The 26,291-nt window shown below is 68.0% G+C and carries 24 protein-coding genes; 6 read left to right on the forward strand and 18 right to left on the reverse strand.

Annotated elements, in window-relative coordinates; genetic code table 11:
- The first annotated feature begins 21 nt into the window (after window positions 1–21).
- Complete coding sequence (gene pbpC, locus ABL312_RS05845) at window positions 22–2,145, forward strand: penicillin-binding protein 1C (RefSeq protein ID WP_349360437.1); 2,124 nt, start codon at window positions 22–24, stop codon at window positions 2,143–2,145.
- Between the two features lie 64 nt (window positions 2,146–2,209).
- On the opposite strand, the gene ABL312_RS05850 is transcribed toward pbpC, so the two are convergent.
- Entirely contained in the window at window positions 2,210–3,118 is a 909-nt protein-coding gene (locus ABL312_RS05850; RefSeq protein WP_349360438.1) for an alpha/beta hydrolase, read from the reverse strand.
- A gap of 255 nt (window positions 3,119–3,373) precedes the next feature.
- Here ABL312_RS05850 and dapA point away from each other — a divergent pair, with 255 nt between their 5' ends.
- Window positions 3,374–4,252 (forward strand): 4-hydroxy-tetrahydrodipicolinate synthase, encoded by an 879-nt coding sequence (gene dapA, locus ABL312_RS05855; RefSeq protein WP_349360439.1) that lies wholly within the window; start codon window positions 3,374–3,376, stop codon window positions 4,250–4,252.
- A 58-nt stretch (window positions 4,253–4,310) separates the two neighbouring features.
- The gene (gene smpB / locus ABL312_RS05860) at window positions 4,311–4,790 is read left to right on the forward strand and encodes an SsrA-binding protein SmpB (protein ID WP_349360440.1); all 480 of its coding nucleotides are present in this window, start codon (window positions 4,311–4,313) and stop codon (window positions 4,788–4,790) included.
- A 108-nt stretch (window positions 4,791–4,898) separates the two neighbouring features.
- Here the strand turns inward: smpB and ABL312_RS05865 are convergent, their stop codons facing one another.
- The 12 genes from ABL312_RS05865 to rpoZ form a co-directional block, all read right to left on the reverse strand.
- Window positions 4,899–5,342, reverse strand: coding sequence for a thioesterase family protein (locus ABL312_RS05865; protein ID WP_349360441.1), 444 nt, complete (start codon window positions 5,340–5,342; stop codon window positions 4,899–4,901).
- Window positions 5,343–5,371: 29 nt separating this feature from the next.
- A complete protein-coding gene (locus tag ABL312_RS05870; RefSeq protein ID WP_349360442.1) occupies window positions 5,372–6,532 on the reverse strand; it encodes an iron-containing alcohol dehydrogenase in 1,161 nt (386 codons plus the stop codon).
- Window positions 6,533–6,576: 44 nt separating this feature from the next.
- Window positions 6,577–8,826 (reverse strand): DNA topoisomerase IV subunit A, encoded by a 2,250-nt coding sequence (gene parC, locus ABL312_RS05875; RefSeq protein WP_349360443.1) that lies wholly within the window; start codon window positions 8,824–8,826, stop codon window positions 6,577–6,579.
- Window positions 8,827–8,922: 96 nt separating this feature from the next.
- Window positions 8,923–9,693 carry a DNA repair protein RecO gene (recO, locus tag ABL312_RS05880; protein ID WP_349360444.1) on the reverse strand — a complete coding sequence of 257 codons (771 nt, stop codon included), beginning with the start codon at window positions 9,691–9,693 and terminating at the stop codon, window positions 8,923–8,925.
- Between the two features lie 130 nt (window positions 9,694–9,823).
- A complete protein-coding gene (gene era, locus ABL312_RS05885; protein WP_349361351.1) occupies window positions 9,824–10,696 on the reverse strand; it encodes a GTPase Era in 873 nt (290 codons plus the stop codon).
- 122 nt (window positions 10,697–10,818) lie between these two features.
- The gene (gene rnc / locus ABL312_RS05890; protein WP_349360445.1) at window positions 10,819–11,565 is read right to left on the reverse strand and encodes a ribonuclease III; all 747 of its coding nucleotides are present in this window, start codon (window positions 11,563–11,565) and stop codon (window positions 10,819–10,821) included.
- Between the two features lie 50 nt (window positions 11,566–11,615).
- The gene (gene lepB / locus ABL312_RS05895; protein WP_349360446.1) at window positions 11,616–12,368 is read right to left on the reverse strand and encodes a signal peptidase I; all 753 of its coding nucleotides are present in this window, start codon (window positions 12,366–12,368) and stop codon (window positions 11,616–11,618) included.
- A 223-nt stretch (window positions 12,369–12,591) separates the two neighbouring features.
- Complete coding sequence (gene acpS, locus ABL312_RS05900; protein WP_349360447.1) at window positions 12,592–13,068, reverse strand: holo-ACP synthase; 477 nt, start codon at window positions 13,066–13,068, stop codon at window positions 12,592–12,594.
- Between the two features lie 2 nt (window positions 13,069–13,070).
- Window positions 13,071–13,826: a pyridoxine 5'-phosphate synthase gene (locus ABL312_RS05905; protein WP_349360448.1), complete on the reverse strand. Its 756-nt coding sequence runs from the start codon at window positions 13,824–13,826 to the stop codon at window positions 13,071–13,073.
- A 66-nt stretch (window positions 13,827–13,892) separates the two neighbouring features.
- Window positions 13,893–14,492 carry a DUF2062 domain-containing protein gene (locus ABL312_RS05910; protein ID WP_349360449.1) on the reverse strand — a complete coding sequence of 200 codons (600 nt, stop codon included), beginning with the start codon at window positions 14,490–14,492 and terminating at the stop codon, window positions 13,893–13,895.
- A gap of 59 nt (window positions 14,493–14,551) precedes the next feature.
- Window positions 14,552–16,765, reverse strand: a complete 2,214-nt coding sequence (locus ABL312_RS05915) for a bifunctional (p)ppGpp synthetase/guanosine-3',5'-bis(diphosphate) 3'-pyrophosphohydrolase (protein WP_349360450.1) — start codon at window positions 16,763–16,765, stop codon at window positions 14,552–14,554.
- Window positions 16,766–16,975: 210 nt separating this feature from the next.
- Window positions 16,976–17,377: a DNA-directed RNA polymerase subunit omega gene (rpoZ, locus tag ABL312_RS05920; RefSeq protein WP_349360451.1), complete on the reverse strand. Its 402-nt coding sequence runs from the start codon at window positions 17,375–17,377 to the stop codon at window positions 16,976–16,978.
- Window positions 17,378–17,839: 462 nt separating this feature from the next.
- Between rpoZ and ABL312_RS05925 the strand changes: the two genes are divergently transcribed.
- Entirely contained in the window at window positions 17,840–18,433 is a 594-nt protein-coding gene (locus ABL312_RS05925) for an NYN domain-containing protein (RefSeq protein WP_349360452.1), read from the forward strand.
- A gap of 11 nt (window positions 18,434–18,444) precedes the next feature.
- Window positions 18,445–19,092: a uracil-DNA glycosylase gene (locus ABL312_RS05930; protein ID WP_349360453.1), complete on the forward strand. Its 648-nt coding sequence runs from the start codon at window positions 18,445–18,447 to the stop codon at window positions 19,090–19,092.
- A gap of 43 nt (window positions 19,093–19,135) precedes the next feature.
- Here ABL312_RS05930 and ABL312_RS05935 read toward each other — a convergent pair whose 3' ends face one another.
- From ABL312_RS05935 to hemB, 5 genes are all read right to left on the reverse strand, one after another.
- On the reverse strand, window positions 19,136–19,909 hold the full coding sequence (locus ABL312_RS05935) for an arginyltransferase (RefSeq protein WP_349360455.1): 774 nt from the start codon (window positions 19,907–19,909) through the stop codon (window positions 19,136–19,138).
- A 166-nt stretch (window positions 19,910–20,075) separates the two neighbouring features.
- The gene (locus tag ABL312_RS05940) at window positions 20,076–21,908 is read right to left on the reverse strand and encodes an SLC13 family permease (protein WP_349360456.1); all 1,833 of its coding nucleotides are present in this window, start codon (window positions 21,906–21,908) and stop codon (window positions 20,076–20,078) included.
- A 131-nt stretch (window positions 21,909–22,039) separates the two neighbouring features.
- Window positions 22,040–22,543 carry an RDD family protein gene (locus ABL312_RS05945; protein WP_349360457.1) on the reverse strand — a complete coding sequence of 168 codons (504 nt, stop codon included), beginning with the start codon at window positions 22,541–22,543 and terminating at the stop codon, window positions 22,040–22,042.
- Between the two features lie 84 nt (window positions 22,544–22,627).
- The gene (locus ABL312_RS05950; protein ID WP_349360458.1) at window positions 22,628–23,851 is read right to left on the reverse strand and encodes a threonine ammonia-lyase; all 1,224 of its coding nucleotides are present in this window, start codon (window positions 23,849–23,851) and stop codon (window positions 22,628–22,630) included.
- A 38-nt stretch (window positions 23,852–23,889) separates the two neighbouring features.
- Complete coding sequence (hemB, locus tag ABL312_RS05955; protein ID WP_374730178.1) at window positions 23,890–24,927, reverse strand: porphobilinogen synthase; 1,038 nt, start codon at window positions 24,925–24,927, stop codon at window positions 23,890–23,892.
- Between the two features lie 193 nt (window positions 24,928–25,120).
- Here hemB and ABL312_RS05960 point away from each other — a divergent pair, with 193 nt between their 5' ends.
- Window positions 25,121–26,260 (forward strand): isobutyryl-CoA dehydrogenase, encoded by a 1,140-nt coding sequence (locus ABL312_RS05960; protein WP_349360459.1) that lies wholly within the window; start codon window positions 25,121–25,123, stop codon window positions 26,258–26,260.
- The last annotated feature ends 31 nt before the right edge of the window (window positions 26,261–26,291 follow it).

Genomic DNA, 26,291 nt, shown 5'->3' on the forward strand with positions numbered 1-26,291 from the left:
CGTCTGCGGGAGGCGGCGGCGATGAGCCCGCAACCTGCGCGCCGGCGCATGCTGCGGGCCGCCGCGCTGCTGGCCGGGTGCGGCGCGGCGGTGGCATGTGTTGCCGCGCTCGCCGGCGGTCTCTGGCTGACGCTGGAGGTGCGGCGGGCGCCGGTGGCGGAACTCACGCGCGGGATCGAGGTCTCGCGCGCCGTGCTCGACCGTGAGGGCGTACTGCTGCGCGCCTTTCAGGCGCCGGACGACCGTTGGCGGCTTCCGCTCGCGCCGGAGGCGGTCGATCCGCTCTATCTCGACATGCTGATCGCCTATGAGGACCGCCGCTTTCGCGAGCACGGCGGCGTCGATCCGCGCGCCATCGCGCGGGCGCTCGTTCAGGGTGTGACGCAGGGCCGTGTGGTGTCGGGCGCCTCGACGCTGACCATGCAGGTGGCCCGGCTGCTGATGGAGGAGCCCACCCGCAGCCTCGCGCTGAAAGGGCGGCAGATGGCGCTGGCGCTGGCGCTCGAACGGGAGTTCACGAAGGACGAGATCCTCGCGCTCTATCTGCTGCGCGCGCCCTTCGGCGGCAACGTGGAGGGCGTGCGGGCCGCGACCCTTGCCTGGTTCGGCAAGGAGCCGACCCGGCTGACCCCGGCGGAGGCGGCTCTTCTGGTCGCGCTTCCCCAATCCCCCGAGGCGCGCCGCCCGGACCGGGATCCGGACGCCGCGCGCCGGGCCCGCGACCGGGTGCTGGACACCATGCTTGCGCGCGGCGTGCTCTCCGCCGATGCGGTGGCGGCGGCGCGGCGCACGCCCGTGCCGGACAGTCGCCGCGCCGTGCCCCGTCTCGCGCCGCATGCGACCCGCGCGGCACTTGGGCTCGACGCGCGTACGGAAGTGCGGCTCACGCTCGACGCCGGGCTGCAGGCGCGGCTGGAGCGTCTGGTCGCCGATCACGCCCGGCGGCTCGGCCGGCATGTTTCGGTGGCGGTGATGGTCGCGGATCACGCCACCGGCGAGATCCTGGCGCGGGTCGGCTCGCCGGGCCTGCTCGAGACCGAACGGCGCGGCCATGTCGACATGACCCGCGCGGTGCGTTCGCCCGGCTCGACGCTCAAGCCGCTGATCTACGGGCTCGCCTTCGAGGAGGGGGTGGCCCATCCCGACAGTCTGATCGACGACACGCCGACGACGCTCGCCGGCTATTCGCCCACCAATTTCGATCTGGCGTTTCAGGGCACGGTGCGGGTGCGCGAGGCGCTGGAAGCCTCGCTCAACGTCCCGGCCGTCGCGCTGCTCGACGCGGTCGGCGTGTCGCGGCTTTTGGCGCGGCTGACGCGCGCCGGGATAGAACCGCGTCTGCCGGAGGGCGCGCGGCCCGGACTGGCGCTGGCGCTCGGCGGCTTCGGTCTGACGCTGGAGGATCTGGTGACGCTCTACGCGGGCCTGGCGCGCGGCGGCGATCCGGTCGCGCTGCGCATGGAGATGGCGGCACCGTCGGCAGGCGGCGGCGCGGCGAGGGCGTCTGGCCCCGTCCTGTCGGCGGCGGCGGCCTGGCGGATCGGCGACATCCTCTCCGAGGTGCCGCCGCCGGCGACCGCGCGCGGCGACGGCATCGCCTACAAGACCGGCACCTCCTACGGCTATCGCGACGCCTGGGCCGTCGGCTACGACGGGCGGCATGTGGTCGGCGTGTGGGCCGGGCGGGCCGACGGCTCGCCGGTGAGCGGGCTGACCGGGTATCTCTCCGCCGCGCCGATCCTCTTCGAGGCGTTTCAGCGGGTGTCCCCGGAGCGGGTGCGGCTGCCCGCACCGCCGCCGGGCGTGCCGGACGCGGGCCGCGACCGGGTGCCGGAGCCCCTGCGCCATGCGCGCACGCGTCAGCGTCAGGTCGGCGGGGAAGAGCGGACGGGGCCGGAGATCTTCTATCCACCCGATGGCGCGGTGATCGATCTCGGTCTGTCGCGGGCGGGCGCGGGGCAGTCGCTGATGGTGAAGGCGCGGCGCGGGCGCGGGCCTTATGTGTGGCTTGCCAACGGCAAACCGGTGGAGACGGGCCCCTTCGCGCGCAGCCTCGCGCTCGAGCCGGACGGTCCGGGCACCTCCGTCATCACGGTGATCGACGCGGACGGCCGCGCGGCGCGCGTCCGGGTGCATCTGCGCTGACGCCGCCGCCGGCCATTGCCCGCGCCGACAGCCCCCGCGCCGACAGCCCCCCGCGCCGACAGCCCTATGTGCAGCGTCTTGCGAATTCCGCGATGGTGCGTTGCGTGAGCGGATCCCAAAGGAGCGGGGCGTGGCCCTCGTCCGGCACGGTGAGCGCTTGCGCGCCCGGGTGGCGCCTTTGCATCTCCGTCATGGTCTCCGCGCTCAGGATGTCGGAATGCGCGCCGCGCAGCAGCAGCATGGGCACCTGCGTCACCGCGTCGAACACCGGCCAGAAGTCCGGCACCTCCGCGTCCGGATTGAAATCCGCGAGCGCATGACACAGCGTCTCGTCGTAGTCGAGGCGCACCCCCGGGCCGGGGGCGGTGTCGACATAGAGCTGGCGGGCCAGACGCAGCCAGCCCTCCGCCGACATGCCCGGATACTGATGATCGAGCGTGCTGCGCAGCTTGTCGGCGGCCGTCTGCCAGTCGGCCGCCTCCATGTCGCGCCCGATGGTCTTGCACAGGCGCCGCAGGCCGTCGCGTTCGATGGAGGGGCCGATGTCGTTGAGCACCAGGCCGGCCACGGAGTGCGGATGCCGCCAGGCGAGCAGCATGGCATGCAGTCCGCCGCGCGAGGTGCCGACGATCACCACCCGCCCGAGCCCGAGCGCGGCGAGGCCCCGGTCGATATCGTCCGCCTCGCGCTCGATGGAGTAGTTGCGCCAGTCGGGATCGCGCTGCGAGCGGCCGCGCCCGCGATAGTCCATGCACACGACAAGGTGGCCGTGATCGCGCAGCGTTCCGGCAAGGGCCGCGAAATCGCGGGCGTTGCGCGACAGGCCGGGCAGGCACAGCACCGGCTGCGCGTCCGGCGCCGGATCGAGCGGTTCCCAGGCGGTGGCCGACAGGATCAGCCCGTCCGCCGCCTGCCATGTCAGGTGCCGGGGACCGGGGTCGGCCGCCGGCGCGCACAAGTCCAGGTTGGCCATGGTGCGGACGTTCCCTCCATTGTTTTTGTCATGATAGGCCCGGCTCGACCCGGTTTGAAGGGGGAAGGGGCGCGATTGTCGCGCGGCCTCGCCGATTGGTTGATGCCTGCGGCGGGACGGCGCGCGCGTGCGTGTTGCGTCGCGCGCGGGCGGCGACTATGGTGCGCCACCCGGTGCGGGAGCGGATCGCCGCGCCCGTCATTCATCCATGCGCAACCATCCACGCCAGAAGTGCAAGTTTCCATGAGGACCGCCATGATCAAGGGATCCATCCCCGCGCTCGTCACGCCGTTTCGCGACGGAGCGGTCGATGAGAAAGCGTTCCTCGACTTCGTGGAATGGCAGATCGCGGAAGGCAGCCACGGGCTCGTCCCGGTCGGCACCACCGGCGAAAGCCCGACTCTGAGCCACGATGAGCACAAGCGCGTGGTGGAACTCTGCGTGACGGCGGCCGCCGGCCGTGTGCCGGTGATCGCGGGGGCCGGCTCGAACAACACCGACGAGGCGATCGACTTCGCGACCCACGCCGAAGGCGCGGGCGCCGACGCGCTGCTGATCGTCACGCCCTATTACAACAAGCCCAACCAGGCCGGCTTGAAGGCGCATTTCCGCGCCATCGACGAGAAGGTCGGGATCCCGATCATCATCTACAACATCCCCGGCCGCTCCGTGATCGACATGACGCCGGAGACGATGGCCGAGCTGTTCGCGACCTGCAAGAACATCAAGGGCGTGAAGGACGCGACCGCCAACATGGCGCGCGCCAGCCGTCAGCGCGAGGCCTGCGGGCCGGAGTTCATCCAGCTCTCGGGCGAGGACATCACCGCGCTCGGCTTCAACGCCCATGGCGGCACGGGGTGCATCTCGGTGACGGCGAATGTCGCCCCGCGCCTTTGCGCGCAGTTCCAGGAGGCGATGCTCGCCGGCGATTTCGTCACCGCCCTGCAGATCCAGGACCGCCTCGCGCCGCTGCACGACGCGCTCTTCATCGAGCCCAACCCGACCGGCGTGAAATATGCCCTGTCGCTGCTCGGCAAGATCGACAATGAGCTGCGCCTGCCGCTCGTGCCCGTGAGCGAGACGACGCAGGTCGCGATCCGCGATGCGATGACGCACGCCGGCCTGCTCAACTGAACGAGGTACCGACGAGGCACCCGCATGTGCGCGGGCGCGTCGCGGTGAAGACACGACCATGGCCAAGACAAAGTCGAATGACGGCGGCCGCAAGGTCGTCGCCGAAAACCGCAAGGCGCGGTTCAATTACGAGATCGAGGACACCTTCGAGGCCGGCATCGCGCTCACCGGCACGGAGGTGAAGGCGCTTCGGCTGGGCAAGTCGAACATCGCCGAATCCTACGCCAGCCACGAAGGCGGCGAACTGTGGCTGATCAACTCCTATATCCCGGAATACCTGCAGGCCAACCGCTTCAATCATGAGCCGCGCCGGCGGCGCAAACTCCTCCTGCACAAGCGCGAGATCGCCCGTCTCGCGGCCTCCGTGCAGAAGGAGGGCAAGACCATCGTGCCGCTCAAACTCTATTTCAACGAGAAGGGCCGGGCGAAACTGGAAGTGGCGCTGGCGCGCGGCAAGAAGCTGCATGACAAGCGCGAGACCGAGAAGAAGCGCGACTGGAATCGCGAGAAGGCCCGCCTGTTGAAAACCGCAGGATAGGCTGTGCGCAGGCTGTGGATCGGCTGTTCATGAATTGTGAACAGCCCCTGCAATCGGTTCGTGCCCCAGGTTAAGAAGTTCTTCCAAGAGTCTGACGCGGAAAGTGATTCAAGACTTTAAGAGAATGCTCTCCAGCAGCGTCCGCCGCGCGCCCTCGATGGGGGTGGGCTTGCGCGTGGCGGCATCGACCTGCACGTGGACGAAGCGTCCCTGCGCGCTCGCGCTCGTCGCGTCGCCGCGAAACAGCGCGATCTCGTAGGTCACCGACGACCCGCCGAGACGGACCGCCCGCACCCCCGCATGCACGGTGTCGGGAAAGACGATTTCCGAGAAATAGGCGCATTGCGTCTCGACCACCAGAAACACCGTTTCCGAGCGGCGCGGGTCGAGCACGCCCTGTTCCATCAGCCACCCGTTCACGGCCGTGTCGAAGTAGCTCAGATACTCCACGTTGTTGACGTGGCCGTAGACGTCGACGTCCATCCAGCGTGTGGGGATCGCCCGCACGACCGGAAAGAGATCGCGGGACAGCGGAAGGGGGCGGGTGCTCATGGGGATGGACCGGGTGGAACGGGGATGGGTCAGAAGGCGGCACGGTAGATGGCGAGCGCGTCGGCCTCGCCCACCTCGCGCGGATTGTTCACGAGAAGCCGGGTCTGCTTCATCGCGTCGCGGGCAAGGCCCGGCAGGTCCGCCTCGCCGATGCCGACGGCGCGCAGGCCTTGGGGCAGTCCGAGCCGCGCATTGAGGGCGGCGATCTCTTCCGCGAAGCGCGCGGCGCGGTCCTGCGTGCTTTCGAAGCGGGTGAGATCGGGAAAGACGAGCGGGGCGATCTCGGCATAGAGATCGGCCGCCTGCGGCGCGTTGAAGCGCAGCACATGCGGCAGCACCAGCGCGTTGGAGAGCCCGTGCGGCACATGAAACCGCCCGCCGATCGGATAGGCCAGAGCATGCACGGCGGCGACGGGGGAGTTGGCGAAGGCCTGACCGGCGAGCAGCGAGCCGAGCAGCATGGCGGCGCGTGCATCGCGGTTCGCCCCATCGGCGACCGCCGCCTCGATGTTGGCGCCGAGCAGCCGCAGCGCCTCGCAGGCGAGGGCTTTCGAGACCGGATTGTTGTTCGCCGATTTCGAGGCATAGGCCTCGATGGCGTGGACCATGGCGTCGACCCCGGTCGCCGCCGTCACCGGGGCCGGCAGCCCGAGGGTGAGATCCGGGTCGAGCAGCGCCAGATCGGGCAGCAGCACCGGCGAGACGACGCCGCGTTTCTCGTCGTCCTCCACCGTCACGATGGAAATCGGCGTGACCTCCGAGCCCGTGCCGGCGGTGGTGGGCACGAGCGCCAGCGGCAGGCGCGGCCCTTGCGCGTTGCCGATGCCCCAGGCCGCATCGAGATCCTCGTCGCTGCCCGAAAGCAGTGCTGCGAGCTTGGCGACATCGAGCGACGAGCCGCCGCCGAAGCCGAGCACCCCGGTCGCGCGATGGGCGCGCGCGGCGTCTGCCGCCGCCATCACCACCGCGCGCGGCGGATCGGCGACCACATCGGTGAAGAGCGCGACCTCCACGCCCGCGGCCGTGAGGGCCTGACGCGGACCGTCGAGCAGCCCGGCGGCCACCAGCCCGGCGTCGGTGACGACGAGAATGCGCGCGCCCAGCGATCCGACATGCGCCGCGATCTCGGACGCGGCCCCGGGGGCGAAGACGATGCGCGGCGTGGTGGCGAAGTGAAACGGCGCGATCATGGGAACCCCTTTTGCGAAAGAAGCTGCGGAGGGTGGGGAGGCGATCAGCCGGGCCGGCGCCCGAACTTGTTGGAGCGCGGGAAGCCGCTTGGCGGCAGGCGTCCGGCCTGGGCGCGGTCGCCGCGCCAGTCGGTCAGCTCCTCCAGCGAGCGGGTGAAGCTGCGGCCCGAACTGTCCACCCAGGTGAGCCCCTGAGCACCGTCGAAGGTGGTCGCGTCGGACACGCCGCCGTCGCGGTAGCGCTGAAGCCGCACACCGCGCCCGCGCGCCATTTCCGGGATCTGAGCGACGGGGAAGACCAGCAGCTTGCGGTTTTCGCCGATGATGGCGACGTGATCGCCCGCGACCGGTACGCAGAGCTTCGCCTCGGCGGGGGTGGAGACATTGAGCACCTGCTTGCCCTTGCGGGTGTTGGCGATCACGTCCTCTTCCTTGACGACGAAGCCGCGCGCCTCGGTCGAGACCAGCAGCAGCTTGCGCTCTCCCTTGGCGACGAAGACGTCGACCACGTCGTGGCCCTCGTCGATATCCACCATCAGGCGGAACGGCTCGCCGTGGCCGCGTCCGCCGGGCAGGCGATCCGCCTGCAGGGTGAAGAACTTGCCGCCGGTGGTGTAGACCAGCAGCTTGTCGGTGGTCTCGGCGAAGAGCGAGAGCTTGAGCTTGTCGCCCTGCTTGAAGGACAGCGAGGCGAGGTCGCTCTGGTGGCCTTTCAGCGCGCGCACCCAGCCCTTTTCGGACACGATGACGGTGATCGGCTCCTTTTCGATCATCGCCTGATGGATGTCGCTGACATCGAGATCGACCGCGTCGCCGAAGCCGGTGCGGCGCTTGCCGAGCGGCGTTTCGGGGCCGTAGACCTTGGCGAGTTCGCCGATCTGCTTGCCGATCCGGGTCCACTGGCGCGTCTCGGAGCCGAGCAGCGTGAGGATGTCCTCGCGCTCCTTGGTGAGCTTGTCGTGCTCCTTGCGGATCTCCAGTTCCTCAAGCTTGCGCAGGGCGCGCAGGCGCATGTTGAGGATCGCTTCGGCCTGCACGTCGGAAAGCTCGAAGGCCGCGATCAGCGAGGCCTTGGCGTCGTCCTCCTCGCGGATGATGCGGATCACCTCGTCGAGGTTCAGATAGGCGATCAGATAGCCGCCGAGCACCTCCAGCCGGTGCTCGATTTGCGCCAGCCGGTGCTGCGAGCGGCGCACCAGCACATCCTTGCGGTGGTCGAGCCACTCGCGCAGGACCTGCTTCAGCCCCATCACCATCGGCACCTTGCCGTGCGACAGGACGTTCATGTTGAGCGAGAACCGGCTCTCCAGATCGGTGAGCTTGAACAGCGATTCCATCAGGAGATCCGGGTCGACGTTCTTCGACCGGGGCACCAGAACGACGCGCACGTCCTCGGCCGACTCGTCGCGGATGTCGTCAAGCAGCGGTAGCTTGCGCGCCTGCAGCAGCTCCGCGATCTTCTCGATCAGCCGCGACTTCTGCACCTGATAGGGGATCTCGGTGACGACGACCTGCCAGGTGCCGCGCGCCAGTTCCTCCCTCTCCCAGCGGGCGCGCACGCGAAACCCGCCGCGCCCCGTTTCATAGGCTTCCAGAAAGGCCGCGTCGTTCTTCACCAGAACGCCGCCGGTGGGAAAGTCCGGGCCCTGGATGTGCGTCAGCAGATCGGCGGTGGTCGCCTCCGGCGTCTTGATGAGGTGCTGCGCGGCGGCGCACAACTCGCCGATGTTGTGCGGCGGGATCGAGGTCGCCATGCCGACCGCGATGCCGGCCGCGCCATTGGCCAGCAGGTTCGGGAACCCGCCGGGCAGGACCACCGGTTCCCTGTCGAGCCCGTCGTAGGTCTCGCGGAAGTCGACGGCATCCTCGTCGAGCCCGTCGAGGGTGCGCACGGCGATGTCGGTGAGGCGGGCCTCCGTGTAGCGCATGGCCGCCGCGCTGTCGCCGTCGATATTGCCGAAGTTGCCCTGGCCGTCGACCATGGGATAGCGGACGGCGAAATCCTGCGCGAGGCGCACCAGCGCGTCATAGATCGCCTGGTCGCCATGCGGGTGGTATTTACCCATCACGTCGCCGACGACGCGGGCGCATTTCTTGAAGCCGGCGTTGGGGTCGAGCTTCAGGAGCCGCATGGCGTAGAGCAGGCGGCGATGGACGGGCTTCAGCCCGTCGCGCACGTCCGGCAGCGCCCGGTGCATGATGGTCGACAGCGCGTAGGAGAGATAGCGCTCCTCGAGCGCCTCGCGCAGATTGATCGGCTCCACGCCGTCGGGCGGAATCAGGTCGTTTCCCATGAGACTTGGCTACAGCCAATCGCCGAATCACGCAACGGATCCGCGCGGTCTCGCGGTTTTCCCGGGCGGTTCGGGCGGGCGGGTCAGTCGGGCAATTCAGTCGGGCGGCTCGGTCGGGGTTGTCAGCGCGCGGCGCACCGCCTCGATGAAGCCGTCGCGGGCCGGCGAGGGCGCGAGCCCGCGCGGCTCGTAGACGTGGCGGTTGAGAAAGAAGCCGGTCAGGCGGAAGGCGTCGGCCAGCGTCGCCGGATCGACGTCGCCGGCGCTTGACCGGCCCGACGCCCGGCTTGCCTCGTTGAGGAAGGCGGGCAGCGGCAGCATCCGGTCGTGATAGGGCAGGCCGGCGGAACGGCTCACGGCGCGTCCCGACTTCGGCGAGACATAGACGAGATCGTCGGTCGTGCCGGTCGCCGCGCATTCGGACAGATCGAGGCCGAAGCCGAGATCGGCCAGCACCTGCAACTCGAAATGCACCATCAGCGGGCCGGCGACATCGGGGGCGTGCAGATGGGCGAGGATCGTCTCCAGCCCCGCGTGGAGCTGGGGATGGGGATCGCGCTCGGGCAACAGATGGAGAAGGGCGGCCACCGCCTGCAGGCCGTAAACGCCGCTCGCGGCGCGCATCAGATCGGCGGCGCGAAGGGTCACGGCTTCCGCCGTGAAGGTGCCGAGGTGATGATCGAGCCGCGCGCGCCAGACGAGACTCACCGTGTTGCCCGGCTGCAGCGTGGCCTGTTGGCGGCGGCTGCGGCCGCCGCGCACGAGACCGAGATGGCGCCCGCGCGCCCGCGTCATCACCTCGAGGATCAGGCTCGATTCCCCGTGGCGCCGCGTGGCGAGAATGATGCCCTCGTCGCTCCATTCCATGGCGGTGGCGCCTCGCGCGCGGTTTCGCTAGAGCATTTCTCGTGAACGCTGACTCACGCGACATGCTCCATGTCTTTGTTTTTACGCAATTTCGCGAGCGCAAAAGTCTCCAACTTTTGCTGAAATTGCTCTAGCGCGGGAACTCCAGTCCCATCTCGCGGTAGCGCTCGGGATCGTCGGACCAGTTCTCGCGCACCTTCACGAAGAGAAACAGATGCACCGGCTGGTCCAGCGCCTCGGCGATCTCCTTGCGCGCGGCCTGCGAGATCGCCTTGATCGTCTGTCCGGCCTTGCCGAGCACGATCTTCTTCTGGCTGTCGCGCTCGACGTAGATCGTCTGCTCGATGCGCACCGAGCCGTCCTTGCGCTCCTGCCAGCTCTCGGTTTCCACCGTCGACATATAGGGCAGTTCCTGGTGCAGCCGCAGGAACATCTTCTCGCGCGTGATCTCGGCCGCGAGCATGCGCATGGGCAGGTCCGAGGCCTGATCCTCCGGATAGAGCCAGGGCCCTTCCGGCACTTGACGGCCCAGATGGTCCATCAGCCGGTCGAGCCCGTCGCCGGTCTGGGCGGAAACCATGAAGGTCTCGTCGAAGGCGACCTTGTCGTTGGCCGCCTGGGCGAGCGCCAGAAGCTTTTCCCGCTTGGTGATGTCGATCTTGTTGAGCACCAGGATCTTGGGCAGCTTCACCTCGGCGAGGCGCTCCAGAATGCTCTCGACCTGATCGTCGATGCCCTTCTTGGAATCGATCAGCAACACCACGATGTCCGCTTCGCGCGCACCGCCCCAGGCGGTGTCCACCATGGCGCGCTCCAGCCGCCGCTTGGGACGGAAGATGCCCGGCGTGTCGACGAAGACGATCTGCGACGGTCCGTGCATGGCGATGCCGCGCACCAGCGCGCGCGTCGTCTGCACCTTGTGGGTGACGATGGAGACCTTGATGCCGACAAGCGCGTTGAGCAGCGTCGACTTGCCCGCGTTCGGCGCGCCGATCAGCGCCACGAAGCCGGCGCGGGTCGCGGCGTCGGTCGCGGTCGCCTGGGCCGAAGACGCGTCGGCCCCCGGCGCGTCGCCGGTTGGCGTGTCGGGGGAACCGGCGTCGGGGCCGGGCGTGGGGTCGTCGCTCACGTGTCTGTGCTCTCTGTCCAGAGGCCCTCGCGCACGAGGGCGGCTTCGGCGGCGCGCTGTTCGGCGATGCGCTTGGAGCCGCCCGTGCCGAAGGCCGGGTCGATGTCGTCGATGTCCACCCGCACGGTGAAGCGCGGCGCGTGGTCCGGCCCGCTGCGGTCGGTCATCGTGTAGGTCGGCGCGGCCTTGCCGTGTCCCTGCGCCCACTCCTGGAGCGTCGTCTTGGGATCGCGCAAGGGGCCGCTCGATTGCGTCATGCGCCGTTCCCAGTGGCGCCTGACGAAAGCTTGCGCCGCTTCGAGGCCGGCGTCCAGATAGATCGCGGCGATCACCGCCTCGCAGACATCCGCGAGGATCGCCGTCTTCTTCCGCCCGCCGGTCTGCGCCTCGCTCTCGCCGAAGACGATCGCCTGCCCAAGCGCCAGCTCGCGGGCGACCTCGGCGCAGGTCTCGCGCTTGACGAGCTGGTTGAGCCGGCGTGCCAGTTCGCCCTCGTCGGCCTTGGGGAAGGCGTGATGCAGCATGGTGGCGACGCACAGGCCGAGCACGCGGTCGCCGAGAAACTCGAGCCGCTGGTAGCTGTCGATGCCGTGCGAGCGCGAGGTCGCGCTGCCGTGGGTGAGGGCCCGCGTCAGCAGCGTGGCGTCGGCGAAGCTGTGGCCGAGCCGCTGTTCGAGGGGGGCATGCGGCGACCGGCTCGCGCCGGAAGACTTTGCACCGGAAGACTTCGCGCCGGAAGGCATGGGCAGATCGCTTCGTTGAAACGGTGTGGCGAGGCGGCCAAAGGGCCGCGTCACAGGGTCCGGAACAGGCGGCTGCCGCGCACGGTCCACGGCCACTTCCAGAACATCCAGGCCGAGGCATCCTCCTCGACCGAGAAGAAGATGATTTCCGCGCGGCCGACGAAGTTTTCCAGCGGCACCGTGCCGACGGCGTTCATCACGCGGCTGTCGGTGGAATTGTCGCGGTTGTCGCCCATCATGAAGTAATGGCCCGGCGGCACCTTGTAGACACGGGTGTTGTCCCAGGTTCCGCGCATGGTCAGGTCGAGCGTTTCGTAGCTCACGCCGTTGGGCAGCGTCTCGCGGTAGCGCGGCACGCGGCGCACGTTGCCGAAGGTGTCGGTGGTGATGAAGTCGTCGATGCGCTCCCGCGCCACCGCCGTGCCGTTGATGTGCAACACGCCGTCGATCATCTGGATCTCGTCGCCGGGCAGGCCGACCACGCGTTTGATGTAGTCGGTGGAATTGTCGCGCGGCAACTTGAACACGGCGATATCGCCACGCTCCGGCTCGCCTGCCCAGATGCGCCCCTCGAAGGGGATCAGCCCATAGGGAAACGAATACTGCGAATAGCCGTAGCTGTATTTCGAGACGAACAGGTAGTCGCCGATCAGCAGCGTGTCCATCATCGACCCCGAGGGGATGTTGAACGGCTGGAACAGCAGCGTGCGCACGATGAGGGCGAGTGCCAGCGCCTGGACGAGAACCTTGACGGTTTCGCCGAGACCGCCGTCCTTTTTCGACTTCTCTTCAGACACGCTCATTCGATCCTTAACCACATCGTGGGGCTCTTCTGCCCGCCGTGCGAGCGCCGCCCGCCGTGCGAATACCGCCCTGGGCCTCCGGCACCCGCCGGCCGGCGTCGTATCCCGGGCGGAAACTGCAAACCGTTCCTGGACGTCGCAACGGGGGAGGAGGCCGTTCCACTCTCAAGGCTTGTACCGGGTCGCTTGAGGGGACGCAACGACTTGTGGACGCGCCCCGAGGTCATCCGCGCTCTCGCGGGTCGTGGGCGGGCTCGAGGGCGGAGCCGGGATCGGGGGCCGGGGACGGGCCTTCCGGCCAGTCGGCCGGCCAGGCCGTGATGACCACGAAGGCCTGTGCGAGCGGGTCGTCGTCGGTGATCGTCAGGTCGATGCGCGGGGAGAAGCCCGCCGGCACGAGGCTCATCAGCCGGCGCTCGGCGGAGCCGGTGAGCTGCATGGTGGGTTTTCCCGAGGGCAGGTTCACCACGCCCATCTCGCGCCAGGCGACGCCCATGCGGATGCCGGTGCCAAGCGCCTTGGAGCAGGCCTCCTTGGCCGCGAACCGCTTGGCATAGGAGGCGGCGCGCAGCCGCCGCCGGTCGGAGCGCGCGCGCTCCTGCTCGGTGAAGACCCGCCGCACGAACCGCTCGCCGAACCGCTCCAGCGTCTTTTCGACGCGACGTATGTCGATGAGATCGGATCCGATGCCGATGATCATGATCAGGCGGCTTTCGCGCGGGCGGCGTCCATCAGCCGGCGCATTTCGGCGATTGCTGCCTCGAGGCCGATGAAGATCGCCTCGCCGACCAGGAAATGGCCGATGTTGAGCTCGACGAGTTCGGGGATCGCGGCGATGTCGCCGACCGTGTCGAAGGCGATGCCGTGGCCGGCATGTACCTCGAGACCGATCTCGGCGCCGTGGCGGGCGGCCTCGCGCAGGCGCTTCAGCTCGGCCGCCGCGCCCGCGCGGTCGCCGTCGCCGACGAGGTCGCAATAGCGGCCGACGTGCAGTTCCACCACCGGCGCGCCGAGCGACAGGGCCGCGTCGAGCTGTGCCCGGTCCGCCTCGACGAAGAGGGAGACGCGGCTGCCGTTCTCGGCGAGACGCTGCACGATGGGCTTGAGGTGATTGTGACCGCCGCGCGCGTCCAGACCGCCCTCGGTGGTGCGTTCCTCGCGCTTTTCCGGAACGATGCAGGCGGCATGCGGGCGTGCCTTCAGGGCGATGTCCAGCATCTCCTGCGTCGCTGCCATCTCGAAGTTGAGCGGCAGGGCGATTTCGCGCGACAGGCGTTCGATGTCCTCGTCGGAAATGTGCCGGCGATCCTCGCGCAGATGCGCGGTGATGCCGTCGGCCCCGGCCTTTTCCGCCAGATGGGCGGCGCGCACGGGGTCGGGCATGCGTCCGCCGCGCGCGTTTCGGATGGTCGCAACGTGGTCGATGTTGACGCCGAGACGCAGGCGCTGGCTCGTCATGTCAAAGGTCTCCTGGACATCGCGAAACGCAGGTGTGCCGGGCGGCACGCCCGCAATATGGACCGCTCAGGGGTGAGCGTCGAGATCTTGCGCGCCGGTTTTCGGCGTCGTCAGGCCGCGCTTGGCGGCGATGCGCACGCGCCGCGAGCGCTGATAGGCGCGCACGGAGTAGAAGACGAGAAAATAGGAAATGGTCGCGCTTGCAAGGCCGAGCGGCACGCAGCCCACCAGCATCGGCTTGATGAGCGGCAGGACCGTGTCGAGCGAGCGCTCGAAGAATCCGGTGTCGAGATGCTCGTGGAAGGCGTCGTGCGACAGCGTCTTCGCCTCCCCGTAAAGGATCGTGGTGCCGAGCTTGTAGGTCGACGCCCAGATCAGCGGAAAGGTGAGGGGATTGCCGACCGCGGTGCCGAAGGCGGCGGCGATCATGTTGCCGCCGATCAGGAAGGCGATCAGGAAGCTCAGCAGGAAATGCAGCCCGATGAAGGGCGTGATCGAGGCGAAGGCGCCGGCCGCGAAACCGAGTGCGATGGCATTCGGGCTCGCGGTCAGCCGCAGCACGCGTTTGGTGAAATAGCGGGCGGAGCGGGCGAAACTGTGCCGGGGCCAGACCGCAACGCGCAATCTCTCGAGGTGATTCGGGCGTTTCCGGCGTTTGAACAGCATGCACGTGTCTTCGTGGTTCTTGGGGCGCTGCCCGTCGGGTTTCGGGGACGGGCCCCCGCTCAGCCTATCTCGCGCGTGACCTCGGAGATATTCGGTTTTGCCCGCAGCTGGTTCATGATGCGGGTGAGATGCTTCAGATCCCATACTTCGAGATCGATGAGCATTTCATGAAAATCGGCGGCGCGTCCCAGCATTTTCAGATTGTCGATGTTGCCGTCAAGGTCGGCGATGGTCGCGGCGATGGTGGCGAGCGATCCGGGTTCGTTCAGCGCCGACACCGAGATGCGGGCCGGAAAGCGGTCGCGATCCTCGCGCGTCATGTCCCAGCGCACGTCCAGCCAGCGGTCCGGCTCGTCCTCGAAGGCCTGCAGCGCGGTCGACTGGATCGGATAGATCGTCACGCCGACGCCGGGGGTGAGAATGCCGACGATCCGGTCGCCCGGCACGGCTCCGCCGTCGGGCGCGAAGGAGACAGGAAGATCGCCCGTCAGGCCGCGGATCGGCAGCGCGGCATCGCCCGGCTTTCGGTCGTCCCCGTCGGGCACGCGGAATTTCATGCCGCTGCCTGCGTCCAGCCCGAACCAGCCGTCCTTTCCGTCCGGCGGGACGGTGGACAGCCGGTCGTCCATGTAGTCGGGGTAGATCGCGGAGACGACCTCATGCGCGCGGGTCTCGCCACGTCCGACGGCGGCCAGCAGGTCCTCGATGCTGGCGTGCCCGGTGGTCGCCAGCGCACCGGCCAGCAGATCGTCGCTCAGCGTGTGGCCGGCGCGCAGGAAAGCCCGCTCCAGGATGTGGCGGCCGAGCGAGCCGTATTGCGCGCGCGCCGATTCGCGGGTCGCGCGGCGGATGGCCGCGCGCGCCTTGCCGGTGACGGCGATCGACTCCCAGGCCGGCGGCGGCGTCTGCGCCTGGCTGCGCACGATCTCCACTTCGTCGCCGTTCCGCAATTCGGTGACGAGCGGCATGATCTGGCCGTTGATCTTGGCGCCGACGCAGGTGTTGCCAATGTCGGTGTGAACCGCATAGGCGAAGTCGATGGGCGTGGCCCCGCGCGGCAGGGCGATGAGCCGGCCCTTCGGCGTGAAGCAGAACACCTGGTCGTGGAACAGCTCCAGCTTGGTGTTCTCCAAAAACTCTTCCGGCGTGTCGCCCTGCGACAGCATCTCGATGGTGCGGCGCAGCCACTCGTAGGCGCGGCTTTCCTGATCGAGCTTGGCGATGTTGCGCCCGCCGAATTCGCCGTCCTTGTAGAGCGCATGCGCGGCGATGCCGTATTCCGCCACGCGGTCCATGGCGGTGGTGCGGATCTGCAGTTCCACGCGCTGCCGGCTCGGCCCCACCACGGTGGTATGGATCGAGCGGTAGTCGTTCTGCTTGGGCGTGGAGAGATAGTCCTTGAAACGGTCCGGCACCGCCGGCCAGGTCGTATGGATCACGCCGAGCACCCGGTAGCAGGCTTCCACGGTGCCCACCACGACGCGGAAGCCGTAGATGTCGGACAATTGCTCGAAGGCGATCGACTTCGACTGCATCTTGCGGAAGATCGAGTAGGGCCGCTTCTGGCGTCCGCGCACGATGGCCGCGATGCCGCGCTCCTCGAGCCGCTGGGTGAGGCTCGCCTCGATGTCGCCGATCAGGCTGCCGTTCCTGTCTTCCAGCGCGGTCAGCCGCTCCATGATGGCGGCATAGGCTTCGTGGTTGAGCGTATGGAAGGCGAGGTCTTCCAGCTCCTCGCGCATGTCCTGCATGCCCATGCGCCCGGCGAGCGGCGCATAGATCTCCATCGTCTCTTCCGCGATGCGCCCGCGCTTGTGCTCCGGCATGTGGTGGAGCGTGCGCATGTTGTGCAGCCGGTCGGCGAGCTTGACGAGCAGCACGCGCACGTCGTCGGCGATGGCCAGAAGCAGCTTGCGGAAGTTCTCCGCCTGTTTCGCCTTCTTGGAGACCAGATCGAGCCGCTTGATCTTGGTGAGCCCGTCCACGAGCTTGCCGATCTCCGGGCCGAACATCCGGTCGATCTCGTCGCGCGTGGCGGTGGTGTCCTCGATGGTATCGTGCAGAAGGGCGACGGCGATGGTCGCGTCGTCCAGACGCAGATCGGTCAGGATCGCGGCAACCTCGAGCGGATGGGAAAAGAACGGGTCGCCGGACGCCCGGGTTTGGCTGCCGTGCTTCTGCATGGCATAGACGTAGGCCTTGTTGAGAAGGGCCTCGTCGACATTCGGATTGAACCGCTGGACCCGTTCGACCAGCTCGTATTGCCGCATCATCGCGGGGACGCCTCAGACCAAACGCTTGCACGACGCGACGCCCGCGCCGGACCTCGCGCAGTGTCGCGTCCAGAAAAGACCGAAACCGCGTGGCGCCAGGGCATCCGACGGAGGGCGCCGGCCGAACTCCGACCGTCCGTGGTGCCCGTCCCGTCGCCCGCCGGGCGTGGTGTGCGCCCGTTCACCGCAGGTCGGGAGGGATGCGCGCGCTCAGACGTCGTCCTTGCGCTCCGGCGGAACCAGGCCCTCGAGGCCGCGCAGAAGATCTTCTTCCGACATGCGGTCGAACTCGACGGCGCTGTCGTCGACCTGATTGACCTCGGTACCGCCCTGCGGCGCGGTGTTCGGAACCATCGGCACGGCATCGGCCTCGGGCTCGTCCACTTCGACGTACTTCTGAAGGGAGTGGATCAGGTCTTCTTTCAGGTCTTCCGGGCTCACGGTCTGCTCGGCGACCTCGCGCAGCGCAACGACGGGATTCTTGTCGTTGTCGCGATCGATGGTCAGCGGCGAGCCGCTGGAGATCATCCGCGCCCGGTGACTTGCAAGCAGCACCAGTTCGAAGCGATTCTCGACCTTGTCGATGCAATCCTCGACGGTGACGCGCGCCATGAAAAATCTCCGTGAATCGTGGTCGGCAAGCCGCGAGATGTACTGTTTCCTTGCGTGGAAGGCAAGCCCCGGGCGTTCGCGGTCGCGTTATTTCTTTGGTAAGATAAATAACAGATCGGTGATGCGGTGCGGCGCCGAAAACGCGGGCGCGGCTGTGATGATTGGTTGCCGCTGCCCCATGATATGGTGTAATTGATCCTACAGAAACGAGTGTCCGACAGGGCGCTCAAAAAAGAAAGCGGATCGCGACCAAGACCTGAAACTGTTGTGGCGCGATCCTTGGGCACGTGTCACCGGACTGGGTCCGGGTTTCGCAAATCGGTCCGCACAAGATTGGCGCAAAGGACTTGCAGATACGCTTCGGGAACCGCCCGGAGCGTCGGGCCTACACCCGCAAATCTAGAAAAGTCGTTTCGATACAATCACTGATTGATTTGCGTATCGCGAAAGGTATTACGGGAAATGTTCGATCCGCGCGAAAAGTTGGCGCTTTTTATCGATGGTGCGAATTTGTATTCGACCGCCAGGACGATCGGTTTCGATATCGATTATAAAATGCTCCTGCAGGAATTTCAGAAAACCGGCTATCTTCTCAGGGCCTATTATTACACGGCGTTGATCGAGGATCAGGAGTATTCGTCGATCCGGCCGCTGATCGATTGGCTGGATTACAACGGCTACAAGGTCGTCACCAAGCCGGTGAAGGAGTTCGTCGACTCCAGCGGCCGTCGCAAGATCAAGGGCAACATGGACATCGAACTCGCCGTCGATGCCATGGAGATCGTCGAGCACGTCGATCACATCGTGCTGTTCTCCGGCGATGGCGATTTCCGCTCCCTGGTCGAGGCCCTTCAGCGCAAGGGGCGCAAGGTGAGCGTGGTCTCGACCCTGCAGACACAGCCGCCGATGATCGCCGACGATCTGCGCCGTCAGGCCGATCACTTCATCGATCTGGCGACGCTGGCGAAAACCGTCGGCCGTGACCCGTCCGAGCGGGCACCGCGCGCCGAGCGGCCGCGCCGGCCGGAAGCGGATGACGACGACGACGATTATTGATCGCACGCGTCATGTCCGTATCGAGCGAGCCGGAGCGGGATTGCCCGCTCTGCCCGCGGCTGGTCGCGTTTCGCGAGCAGCACCGGGCGGCCGAGCCCGACTGGCACAATGCGCCGGTTCCGACCTTCGCGTCGGGGCCGGTGCGCCTGCTTGTTGTGGGGCTGGCACCGGGCCTGCGCGGCGCCAACAAGACGGGTCGGCCCTTCACCGGGGACTTCGCCGGCGATCTTCTTTACGAAACGCTGGTCGACTTCGGCTTCGCGCGTGGAACCTATGCGGCGCGGCCGGACGACGGACTGCGTCTGGTCGACACGGCGATCACCAACGCGGTGCGCTGCGTGCCGCCGCAGAACAAGCCGACGGGGGCGGAAATCCGCACCTGCCTGCCGTTCCTGAAGGCCACCATCGCGGGTTACGCGGATCTCACCGCGATCCTCGCACTCGGCCGGATCGCCCATGAGGCGACGCTGACCGCCCTGGAGCAGCGCAAGTCGCGGTTTCCCTTCGGCCACGGTGCGCGTCATGCACCGGAGGGGCTGCCGGTCCTGTTCGACAGCTATCACTGCTCGCGGTACAACACCAACACGGGCCGGCTCACCCGCGCCATGTTCCGCGATGTCTTCGCGGCCGTGCGCGCGGAAATCGACAAGGCCGGTTGACCCCCAAGAGCGACGGCAAGGGCGCGCGTTCCAAGCGCGCGCGTTACGTCTCCGGATCGCCCGCCCGCGCGGCGTCGGCATCGCGCCAGCCGTCGGCTGTCAGATGATCCTGCGGCCGGAAGCGGGCCTTGTAGTCCATCTTGGGCGAGCCTTCGACCCAGTATCCCAGATAGACGTAGGGCAGTCCCATCATGCGGGCGCGCTCGATATGGTCGAGGATCAGGAAGGTGCCGAGGCTGCGGGCCTGCGCGTCCGGATCGAAGAACGAATAGACCATCGACAGCCCGTCGCTGAGGACGTCGGTCAGCGCGACCGCGAGCAGCGGTCCGCTGCCTTCTCCATTGAGGAAGCTGTCCGGCCCGCGGCGCCGATACTCGACGACCATCGTGTCGACATGCGTATCCTCGATCATCATGGCGTAATCGAGCACGGTCATGTCCGCCATGCCGCCGTTGGCGTGGCGGGCATCGAGATAGCGGCGGAAGAGGTCGTATTGCGCGGAGGACGGCGCGGCGGCCTGCTGCGCGCCGATCAGGTCCTCGTTGCGTTTCCAGATCCGCCGCAGGCCCTTGCGCCACTGAAAGCCGTCGACCCGCACACGGACCGACACGCAGGCGCGGCAGTCCTCGCAGGCCGGGCGATAGGCGATGTTCTGGCTGCGCCGGAAGCCGCCCTGCGTCAAGACGTCGTTGAGCATCTGCGCCCGCGCGCCGACCAGATGGGTGAACACCTTGCGCTCCTGCCGCCCGTCCAGATAGGGGCAGGGCGCCGGCGCTGTCAGGTAGAACTGCGGGGTATCGGTGGGGTGGCGCGTCAAGTCCCGGTCTCCGCTCCCGTGCCAGGGTGTATGGCCCTGAGGTCGTGATCCCAGTCTACGACCCTAGAGCAATTTCAGCAAAAGTTGGAGGCTTTTGCGCTCGCGAAATTGCATGAAAACAGGAACATAGAGCATTTCGAGTGAGTCAGCGTTCACGAGATATGCTCTACAGCATCGCGAAACCATAATATATGGGCGCGACGAAGGTGAAAGTCAGCCACAGTAACAAAGCCAGCGGCGCGCCGGCGATCAGGAAGTCGGAAAAGCGATAGTGCCCGGGGCCCATGACGATCAGATTGGTCTGATAGCCGATGGGCGAGGCGAAGGAACTGTTGGCGGCGAAGATCACGCAGGTGACGAAGGCTTCCACCGGCAGATCCGTCTGCACCGCCATGTTCACCGCGATCGGCGTCAGCAGAACGGCGGTCGCGTTGTTGGACAGGGTGTTGGTGAGCAGCATCACCAGGAAGTAGAGCGCCGAGAGAATGACCATCGGCGGCATGTCCTGAAGCTGCGCGACGAGAAGATCGGCGATGGCGCTCGCCCCGCCGGTCACCTCCAGCGCGGTGGCCGAGGCGATGGAGGCGCCGATCAGCATGAAGATGCGGCTGTCGACGGCGCGCATGGCCTGGCGCACGTTCAGGCAGCCGGCCGCGATCATCGCGAAGGTCGCCGCGAGAGAGGCGGTGACGATGGGCACCAGACCGGTGGCGGCCAGCGTCACCATCACCGCGAATATCGCCAGCGCGCGCGGCGCGAGACGCCGGGGCGGCACCTCGGCGGCCGACCAGTCGAGCAGGAGCACGTCGCGATTGGTTCTAAGCCGCTTGATTTCCTGCGCGCCGCCCGCGATCAGCAGCACGTCGCCCGGCTCCAGGCGAATCTCCGTCATCGCCATGCGCGGCATGCGCGACCGGCGCTGGACGCCCATGACCACGCAGCCCGTCTCGGTGTGGAAGCCGCTTTGCGCGATGGTGCGGCCGCTCAGCCGCGACGCCGGCGCGACGACCGCCTCGGCAAGCGTCAGCGAGCGTTGCGGCGGGGTGGGCGTATCGCTTGCCTCGCTGTTTTCATCGCCGTCGGCATCCATCAGCGGGCGCGCCTGGGCAAGCGCCTGGGTGAGGGCGGAGCGCGTCGCGGCGACGATCACCGTGTCGCCGGCTTTCAGCTCGACATTCTCGAAGGGCGGCAGCAGCGGTCGCTCGCCGCGCTGCACGAGGCGCACGGTCATGTTCTTCAGCGCCGGAAACAGCCCCTTCACCGCCTGCGTCCCCTCCAGGGGGTGCCCGTCGGTGATCGGGATCTGCGCGATGAATTGCTTGCCCGAGGACGGGCGCAGCTCCTCCGCCATTGTCTTGCGCGGCCTGAGCAGGAAGGGCATCACGAAGAAGACGTAGAGCGAACCGACGCAGGCGAGGATCAGCCCCAGCCCGGTGAAGCTGAAGAAGCCGAGCCGGACGTCGCTGACGCGCGCCGCCACATCGGCGACCAGCAGGTTGGTGGAGGACCCGATCAGCGTGGTCATGCCGCCAAGAATGGCGATGAAGGAGAGCGGCATCAAAAGCCGCGCCGAGGACTTGCCTTGCGCGGCGGCGATGGCCGAGAGGATCGGCAGGAACATCACCACCACGGGCGTGTTGTTGAGAAAGCCGCTGATCACCGCCACGGCGATCAGGATCGGCGCGGTGGCGAGGCTCGGATGCCGGCGCGTCGCGGTGATGATCAACTGCGCGGGCTTTTCCAGCGCATCGGTCTGGAACAGGCCCTGTCCGACGATCAGCAGACAGATGACGGTGACGAGCGCGGGATTGGCGAAGCCGGCGAGAAGCTCCGCCGGGCCGATCCCGCTGTCGCCGGGAAAGGCGGTGAAGATCGCCAGCAGCGCGACCAGCGAGCCGAGCGCGACATACTCCATCGGCTGGCGCTCGAGCGCGTAGAGCACGATCGTCGCGACAATCACGACAAGCGTGAGGATCATGGCGGGATCGGCTGGCAGCATGCGGTCGGACCATATCCTCAACAGGCCGCGCCGAGTCGCACGGCGCGGCGAACGCCACGCCCATTTTTAGCCGTTCGCGGACGCGCCGCAAAGGTCAAAGAAAGATCCGGCGCCGGGCCGGAAAGGATGGGTCAGCCCGAAACCGCGTCGCGGTTGACCACTACGGTGCCGAGCACGAGGTCGTGCAGCAGGCGCTTTTCGACGTTGAACAACGCGACCGCCAGCACCAGCGGCGTCAGCAGGCTCACCGAGAACCAGAAGAGAAGCGCGTGCATGGCGGCGATCAGCACGTCGGGGCGGCGACCCGACACCATGCGCATGGTCAGGCCCATCGCCCGCATGCCGGGGGTCGCGCTCGCCGCGCCGCCGAGTGTCAGCGCCACATAGGCCAGCGCCACGGCCGGCCACAGCACGGGGAAGAGCAGCCAGCCGAGCCCGAAGGTGAAGATGCCGAGCACGAAGACCAGCACCACGGCGCCGAGCGTGAACGCGGCGATCAGGATCGCGTCGACCACGAAGGCGAGGATCCGGTTCGTGCGCACCGAGACGAGCAGGCGCGGGTCGTCCCACGCGGATCGCGACGGGGCGGGGTCGGTTGAACGGGCGTCGGTTTGCGTATCGAAGGCGTTGGGCATGAGATCCTTTTGCTCCTTGCCTTCGTCAGGTGGGGATCGGCGGGCCGGCTGTCAACGTGGCGCGGGCGCGCCCGGGGCCGGCGGTCACAGGTTCGATTCGCCGAGATCCAGTTCCTGAACCGAATAGTCGCGTGCCTCCAGCGCCGCCATGATCGCGTCCGCATGGGCGCGGTCGTGGGTCTCCATGGTGACGTCGAGCGTTGTGCCCTTCGCCGGCACATGCAGGAAAAGCCGGTGGTGCGAGACCTCCAGGATGTTGCCGCCGAGGCGCCCGACCAGCGTGGAAATGTCGCCGAGCACGCCGGGGCGGTCCGGCGTCGTGATGCGGATCGACAGCATCCGCCCGGCCCGGGCCAGTCCGCGCACCATGATGGAGGAAAGCAGGCGCGGGTCGATGTTGCCCCCGCACAGCACAAGGCCCACGCGGCGCCCGGCGAAGCGCCCGGGGTGCGCCATCAAGGCGGCGAGCCCGGCCGCGCCGGCCCCTTCCGCCATGGTCTTTTGCAGGCTCAGATAGGCGTCGACCGCGCGTTCGATCTGGTCCTCGTCGACGAGCAGGATGTCGTCGACGAGCGCCCGCGCGATCTCCAGCGTCAGCGTCCCGACGTTCTTCACCGCGATGCCTTCGGCCAGCGTCGCCCCGCCGCAATGCGCCGGCGTGCCGTCGAGGGCGGCGCGCATCGACGGGTAGAGCGCGGCCTCGACGCCGACGATCTCGATATCGGGCCTGAGCGCCTTGGCCGCCGTCGCGATCCCCGCGATGAGCCCGCCGCCGCCGACCGGAATGACGAGAACATCGAGATCCGGCTGATCCTCCAGCAGCTCGAGCGCGATGGTGCCCTGGCCCGAGACGATCGCCGGATCGTCGTAAGGGTGCACCCAGACGAGCCCTTCGGCCGCCGCGATCCGTTCCGCCTCGCCGTGGGCGTCGGCGAGCGTTTCGCCGGCCAGCACGACCCGCGCGCCATAGCCGCGCGTCGCCGCGACCTTCACGAAGGGGGTGGGCTCGGGCATGACGATGGTGGCGGGAATGTCGAGCCGCCCGGCATGATAGGCGACCGCCTGGGCGTGGTTGCCGGCAGACATGGCGATCACGCCGCGCCGCCGGTCCTCGGGCGCGAGCGCCGTCAGCTTGACCAGCGCGCCGCGCTCCTTGAAGGCATTGGTGACCTGGAGGTTCTCGTATTTCACGAAAACCTCGGCCCCGGTCAGCGCCGAGAGTTTCGGCGCCGGCAGGCAGGGCGTGCGCATCACCTCGCCGGCGATGGTGCGCGCCGCCGCGCGGATCGTTTCGAGCGTCACCGTCACCTGAGCTTCCTTCCCGCCGTGTCCGCGTTCCGCGCCCGTCAGCCCTTGCCGAGCAGGCGCGCCACCTCGGGCGCGAAATAGGTGAGCACCCCGTCCGCGCCGGCCCGCTTGAAGGCGATGAGGCTTTCCACCATCGCGCGCTCCCGGTCGAGCCAGCCGTTTTGCGCGGCGGCCATGATCATCGCGTATTCGCCGGACACCTGATAGGCGAAGGTCGGCCGCGCGAAGGTTTCCTTCACCCGGCGGATGATGTCGAGATAGGGCATGCCCGGCTTGATCATCAGCATGTCCGCGCCTTCCTGGATGTCGAGCTCGACCTCGTGCAGCGCCTCGTCGGTGTTCGCCGGGTCCATCTGATAGGTGCGCTTGTCGCCGATCAGCGTGCCGCTGGTGCCGACCGCGTCGCGGAACGGGCCGTAGAAGGCGGAAGCGTATTTCGCCGCGTAGGACATGATCTGCACCTGCGTGTGTCCGGCCGCATCGAGGGCCGCGCGGATCGCGCCGATCCGCCCGTCCATCATGTCGGAGGGCGCGATCACATCGGCCCCGGCGTCGGCCTGGGTCACCGCCTGGCGGGCGAGCTGGGCGACGGTTTCGTCGTTGAGAATGTCCTCGCCTTCCATCAGCCCGTCGTGGCCGTGGCTGGTGTAGGGATCGAGCGCCACGTCGGTGACGATGCCGAGCGGCAGCTTGCGCGCGGCGATCTCGCGACAGGCCCGGCACACGAGGTTGTCGGGATTGAGGGCATCGGACCCCGCGTCGTCGCGCCGCTCCGGATCGGTGTTGGGAAACAGCGCCAGCGCGGGAATGCCGAGCTCCGCCGCCATCTCCGCCTGCGCGGCGATCCGGTCGACGCTGTGGCGCACGACGCCCGGCATGGAGGGCACCGGCTCCGCGACATTCGTGCCGCCGGTGACGAAGACCGGCCAGATCAGGTCGTCGACGCTCAGATGCGTCTCGCGCACCAGGCGCCGCGTCCAGTCCGTGCGGCGGTTGCGCCGCATGCGGCGGCCGCCGAGAACGGCGTCGAGATCGGCGATGGGGCCGGGGTGCGAGGGACGCTGCGGCGCGGTCATGGAAGGGCTCCCGATAGGACAAAGCTATGAATGGATGCTCCCGGTATCAGTACGCCGCGACCCCGGGGCGGGCAACCCCGGGCCGCGCGTGCCAGATTGACGCCGGCGCGGCGGGCCGATACTCCAGCGGACGCGATCTTTTGACGGCGGGTCGGCGCAACGCCGGACGGCCGGAGCGGGAGGAGAGGGTCGAATGGATTTCACGCTCGGTGAGGACCAACGCGCATTCCAGGACGTCGCCCGGCAGTTCGCGCGAGACGAGATGGAACCCCATGCGCGGGATTGGGACGCCCGGTCGCATTTTCCCGTCGAGACGCTGCGCAAGGCGGCCGAGCTGGGGTTCGGCGGCATCTATGTGCGCGACGATGTCGGCGGCTCGGGGCTGACCCGGCTCGACGCGGCGGTGATCTTCGAGGAACTCGCCGCCGGATGCACCTCGACCGCCGCCTACATCTCGATCCACAACATGGCGGCCTGGATGATCGACCGCTTCGGGGATGACGCGCAGCGCGCGCGCTATCTGCCGGACCTGTGTTCGATGGCGACCTTCGCCAGCTACTGCCTGACGGAGCCGGGGGCTGGCTCCGACGCGGCGAGCCTGCGCACCCGGGCGGTGCGCGACGGCGACGACTATGTGCTGAATGGCTCCAAGGCGTTCATTTCCGGCGGCGGCGTGTCGGATGTCTATGTGGTGATGGTGCGCACCGGCGAGGCGGGGCCGAAGGGCATCTCCTGCGTGGTGGTGGACAAGGACACGCCGGGCCTGAGCTTCGGCGCGCAGGAGGAAAAGCTCGGCTGGAAGAGCCAGCCGACCGCGCAGGTGAACTTCAGCGACTGCCGCGTGCCGGTGGCGAACCGCCTCGGCGCGGAAGGGGACGGCTTCAGGATCGCCATGGCCGGGCTCGACGGCGGGCGGCTCAACATCGGCGCCTGTTCGCTGGGCGCGGCGCAAAGCTGCCTCGAGCGCTCGATTGCCTACCTCAAGGAGCGCAAGCAGTTCGGCAAGGCGCTGGCCGAGTTCCAGGCGCTGCAGTTCCGCCTCGCGGACATGGCGACGGAACTGGAGGCGGCGCGCCTGCTGCTGCACAAGGCGGCGACCCATGTCGACGCGAAGACCGCCGAGGCGACCCGTCTGGCGGCCATGGCGAAGCGCAAGGCGACGGATGTGGGCTTCGCGGTCGTCAACGAGGCGTTGCAATTGCATGGCGGCTACGGCTATCTGCGGGACTATCCGATCGAGCGGTACCTGCGCGATGTGCGCGTGCACCAGATTCTGGAAGGCACGAACGAGATCATGCGGGTGATCATCGCGCGCGATTTGCTGAAGGACTGAGGGCCGCCGGGCGTTCGGACCGGGGGCAGGG

The sequence above is a fragment of the Stappia sp. genome (genome assembly GCF_040110915.1).
Taxonomy (GTDB): Bacteria; Pseudomonadota; Alphaproteobacteria; order Rhizobiales; family Stappiaceae; genus Stappia.

What these genes read in the sequence shown, in the direction of transcription:
- recO (WP_349360444.1), bottom strand. Translation starts at nt 9,693, where the DNA reads ATGGAATGGAGCGACGAGGGCATCATTCTCGCCACGCGGCGCCACGGG.
- ABL312_RS05915 (WP_349360450.1), bottom strand. Translation starts at nt 16,765, where the DNA reads ATGATGCGGCAATACGAGCTGGTCGAACGGGTCCAGCGGTTCAATCCG.
- ABL312_RS05905 (WP_349360448.1), bottom strand. Translation starts at nt 13,826, where the DNA reads ATGACGAGCCAGCGCCTGCGTCTCGGCGTCAACATCGACCACGTTGCG.
- parC (WP_349360443.1), bottom strand. Translation starts at nt 8,826, where the DNA reads ATGGGAAACGACCTGATTCCGCCCGACGGCGTGGAGCCGATCAATCTG.
- dapA (WP_349360439.1), top strand. Translation starts at nt 3,374, where the DNA reads ATGATCAAGGGATCCATCCCCGCGCTCGTCACGCCGTTTCGCGACGGA.
- ABL312_RS05945 (WP_349360457.1), bottom strand. Translation starts at nt 22,543, where the DNA reads ATGCCCAACGCCTTCGATACGCAAACCGACGCCCGTTCAACCGACCCC.
- ABL312_RS05910 (WP_349360449.1), bottom strand. Translation starts at nt 14,492, where the DNA reads ATGCTGTTCAAACGCCGGAAACGCCCGAATCACCTCGAGAGATTGCGC.
- smpB (WP_349360440.1), top strand. Translation starts at nt 4,311, where the DNA reads ATGGCCAAGACAAAGTCGAATGACGGCGGCCGCAAGGTCGTCGCCGAA.
- rpoZ (WP_349360451.1), bottom strand. Translation starts at nt 17,377, where the DNA reads ATGGCGCGCGTCACCGTCGAGGATTGCATCGACAAGGTCGAGAATCGC.
- ABL312_RS05870 (WP_349360442.1), bottom strand. Translation starts at nt 6,532, where the DNA reads ATGATCGCGCCGTTTCACTTCGCCACCACGCCGCGCATCGTCTTCGCC.
- ABL312_RS05925 (WP_349360452.1), top strand. Translation starts at nt 17,840, where the DNA reads ATGTTCGATCCGCGCGAAAAGTTGGCGCTTTTTATCGATGGTGCGAAT.
- rnc (WP_349360445.1), bottom strand. Translation starts at nt 11,565, where the DNA reads ATGCCTTCCGGCGCGAAGTCTTCCGGTGCAAAGTCTTCCGGCGCGAGC.
- hemB (WP_374730178.1), bottom strand. Translation starts at nt 24,927, where the DNA reads ATGACCGCGCCGCAGCGTCCCTCGCACCCCGGCCCCATCGCCGATCTC.
- ABL312_RS05960 (WP_349360459.1), top strand. Translation starts at nt 25,121, where the DNA reads ATGGATTTCACGCTCGGTGAGGACCAACGCGCATTCCAGGACGTCGCC.
- ABL312_RS05940 (WP_349360456.1), bottom strand. Translation starts at nt 21,908, where the DNA reads ATGCTGCCAGCCGATCCCGCCATGATCCTCACGCTTGTCGTGATTGTC.
- acpS (WP_349360447.1), bottom strand. Translation starts at nt 13,068, where the DNA reads ATGATCATCGGCATCGGATCCGATCTCATCGACATACGTCGCGTCGAA.
- lepB (WP_349360446.1), bottom strand. Translation starts at nt 12,368, where the DNA reads ATGAGCGTGTCTGAAGAGAAGTCGAAAAAGGACGGCGGTCTCGGCGAA.
- pbpC (WP_349360437.1), top strand. Translation starts at nt 22, where the DNA reads ATGAGCCCGCAACCTGCGCGCCGGCGCATGCTGCGGGCCGCCGCGCTG.
- ABL312_RS05865 (WP_349360441.1), bottom strand. Translation starts at nt 5,342, where the DNA reads ATGAGCACCCGCCCCCTTCCGCTGTCCCGCGATCTCTTTCCGGTCGTG.
- ABL312_RS05930 (WP_349360453.1), top strand. Translation starts at nt 18,445, where the DNA reads ATGTCCGTATCGAGCGAGCCGGAGCGGGATTGCCCGCTCTGCCCGCGG.
- ABL312_RS05850 (WP_349360438.1), bottom strand. Translation starts at nt 3,118, where the DNA reads ATGGCCAACCTGGACTTGTGCGCGCCGGCGGCCGACCCCGGTCCCCGG.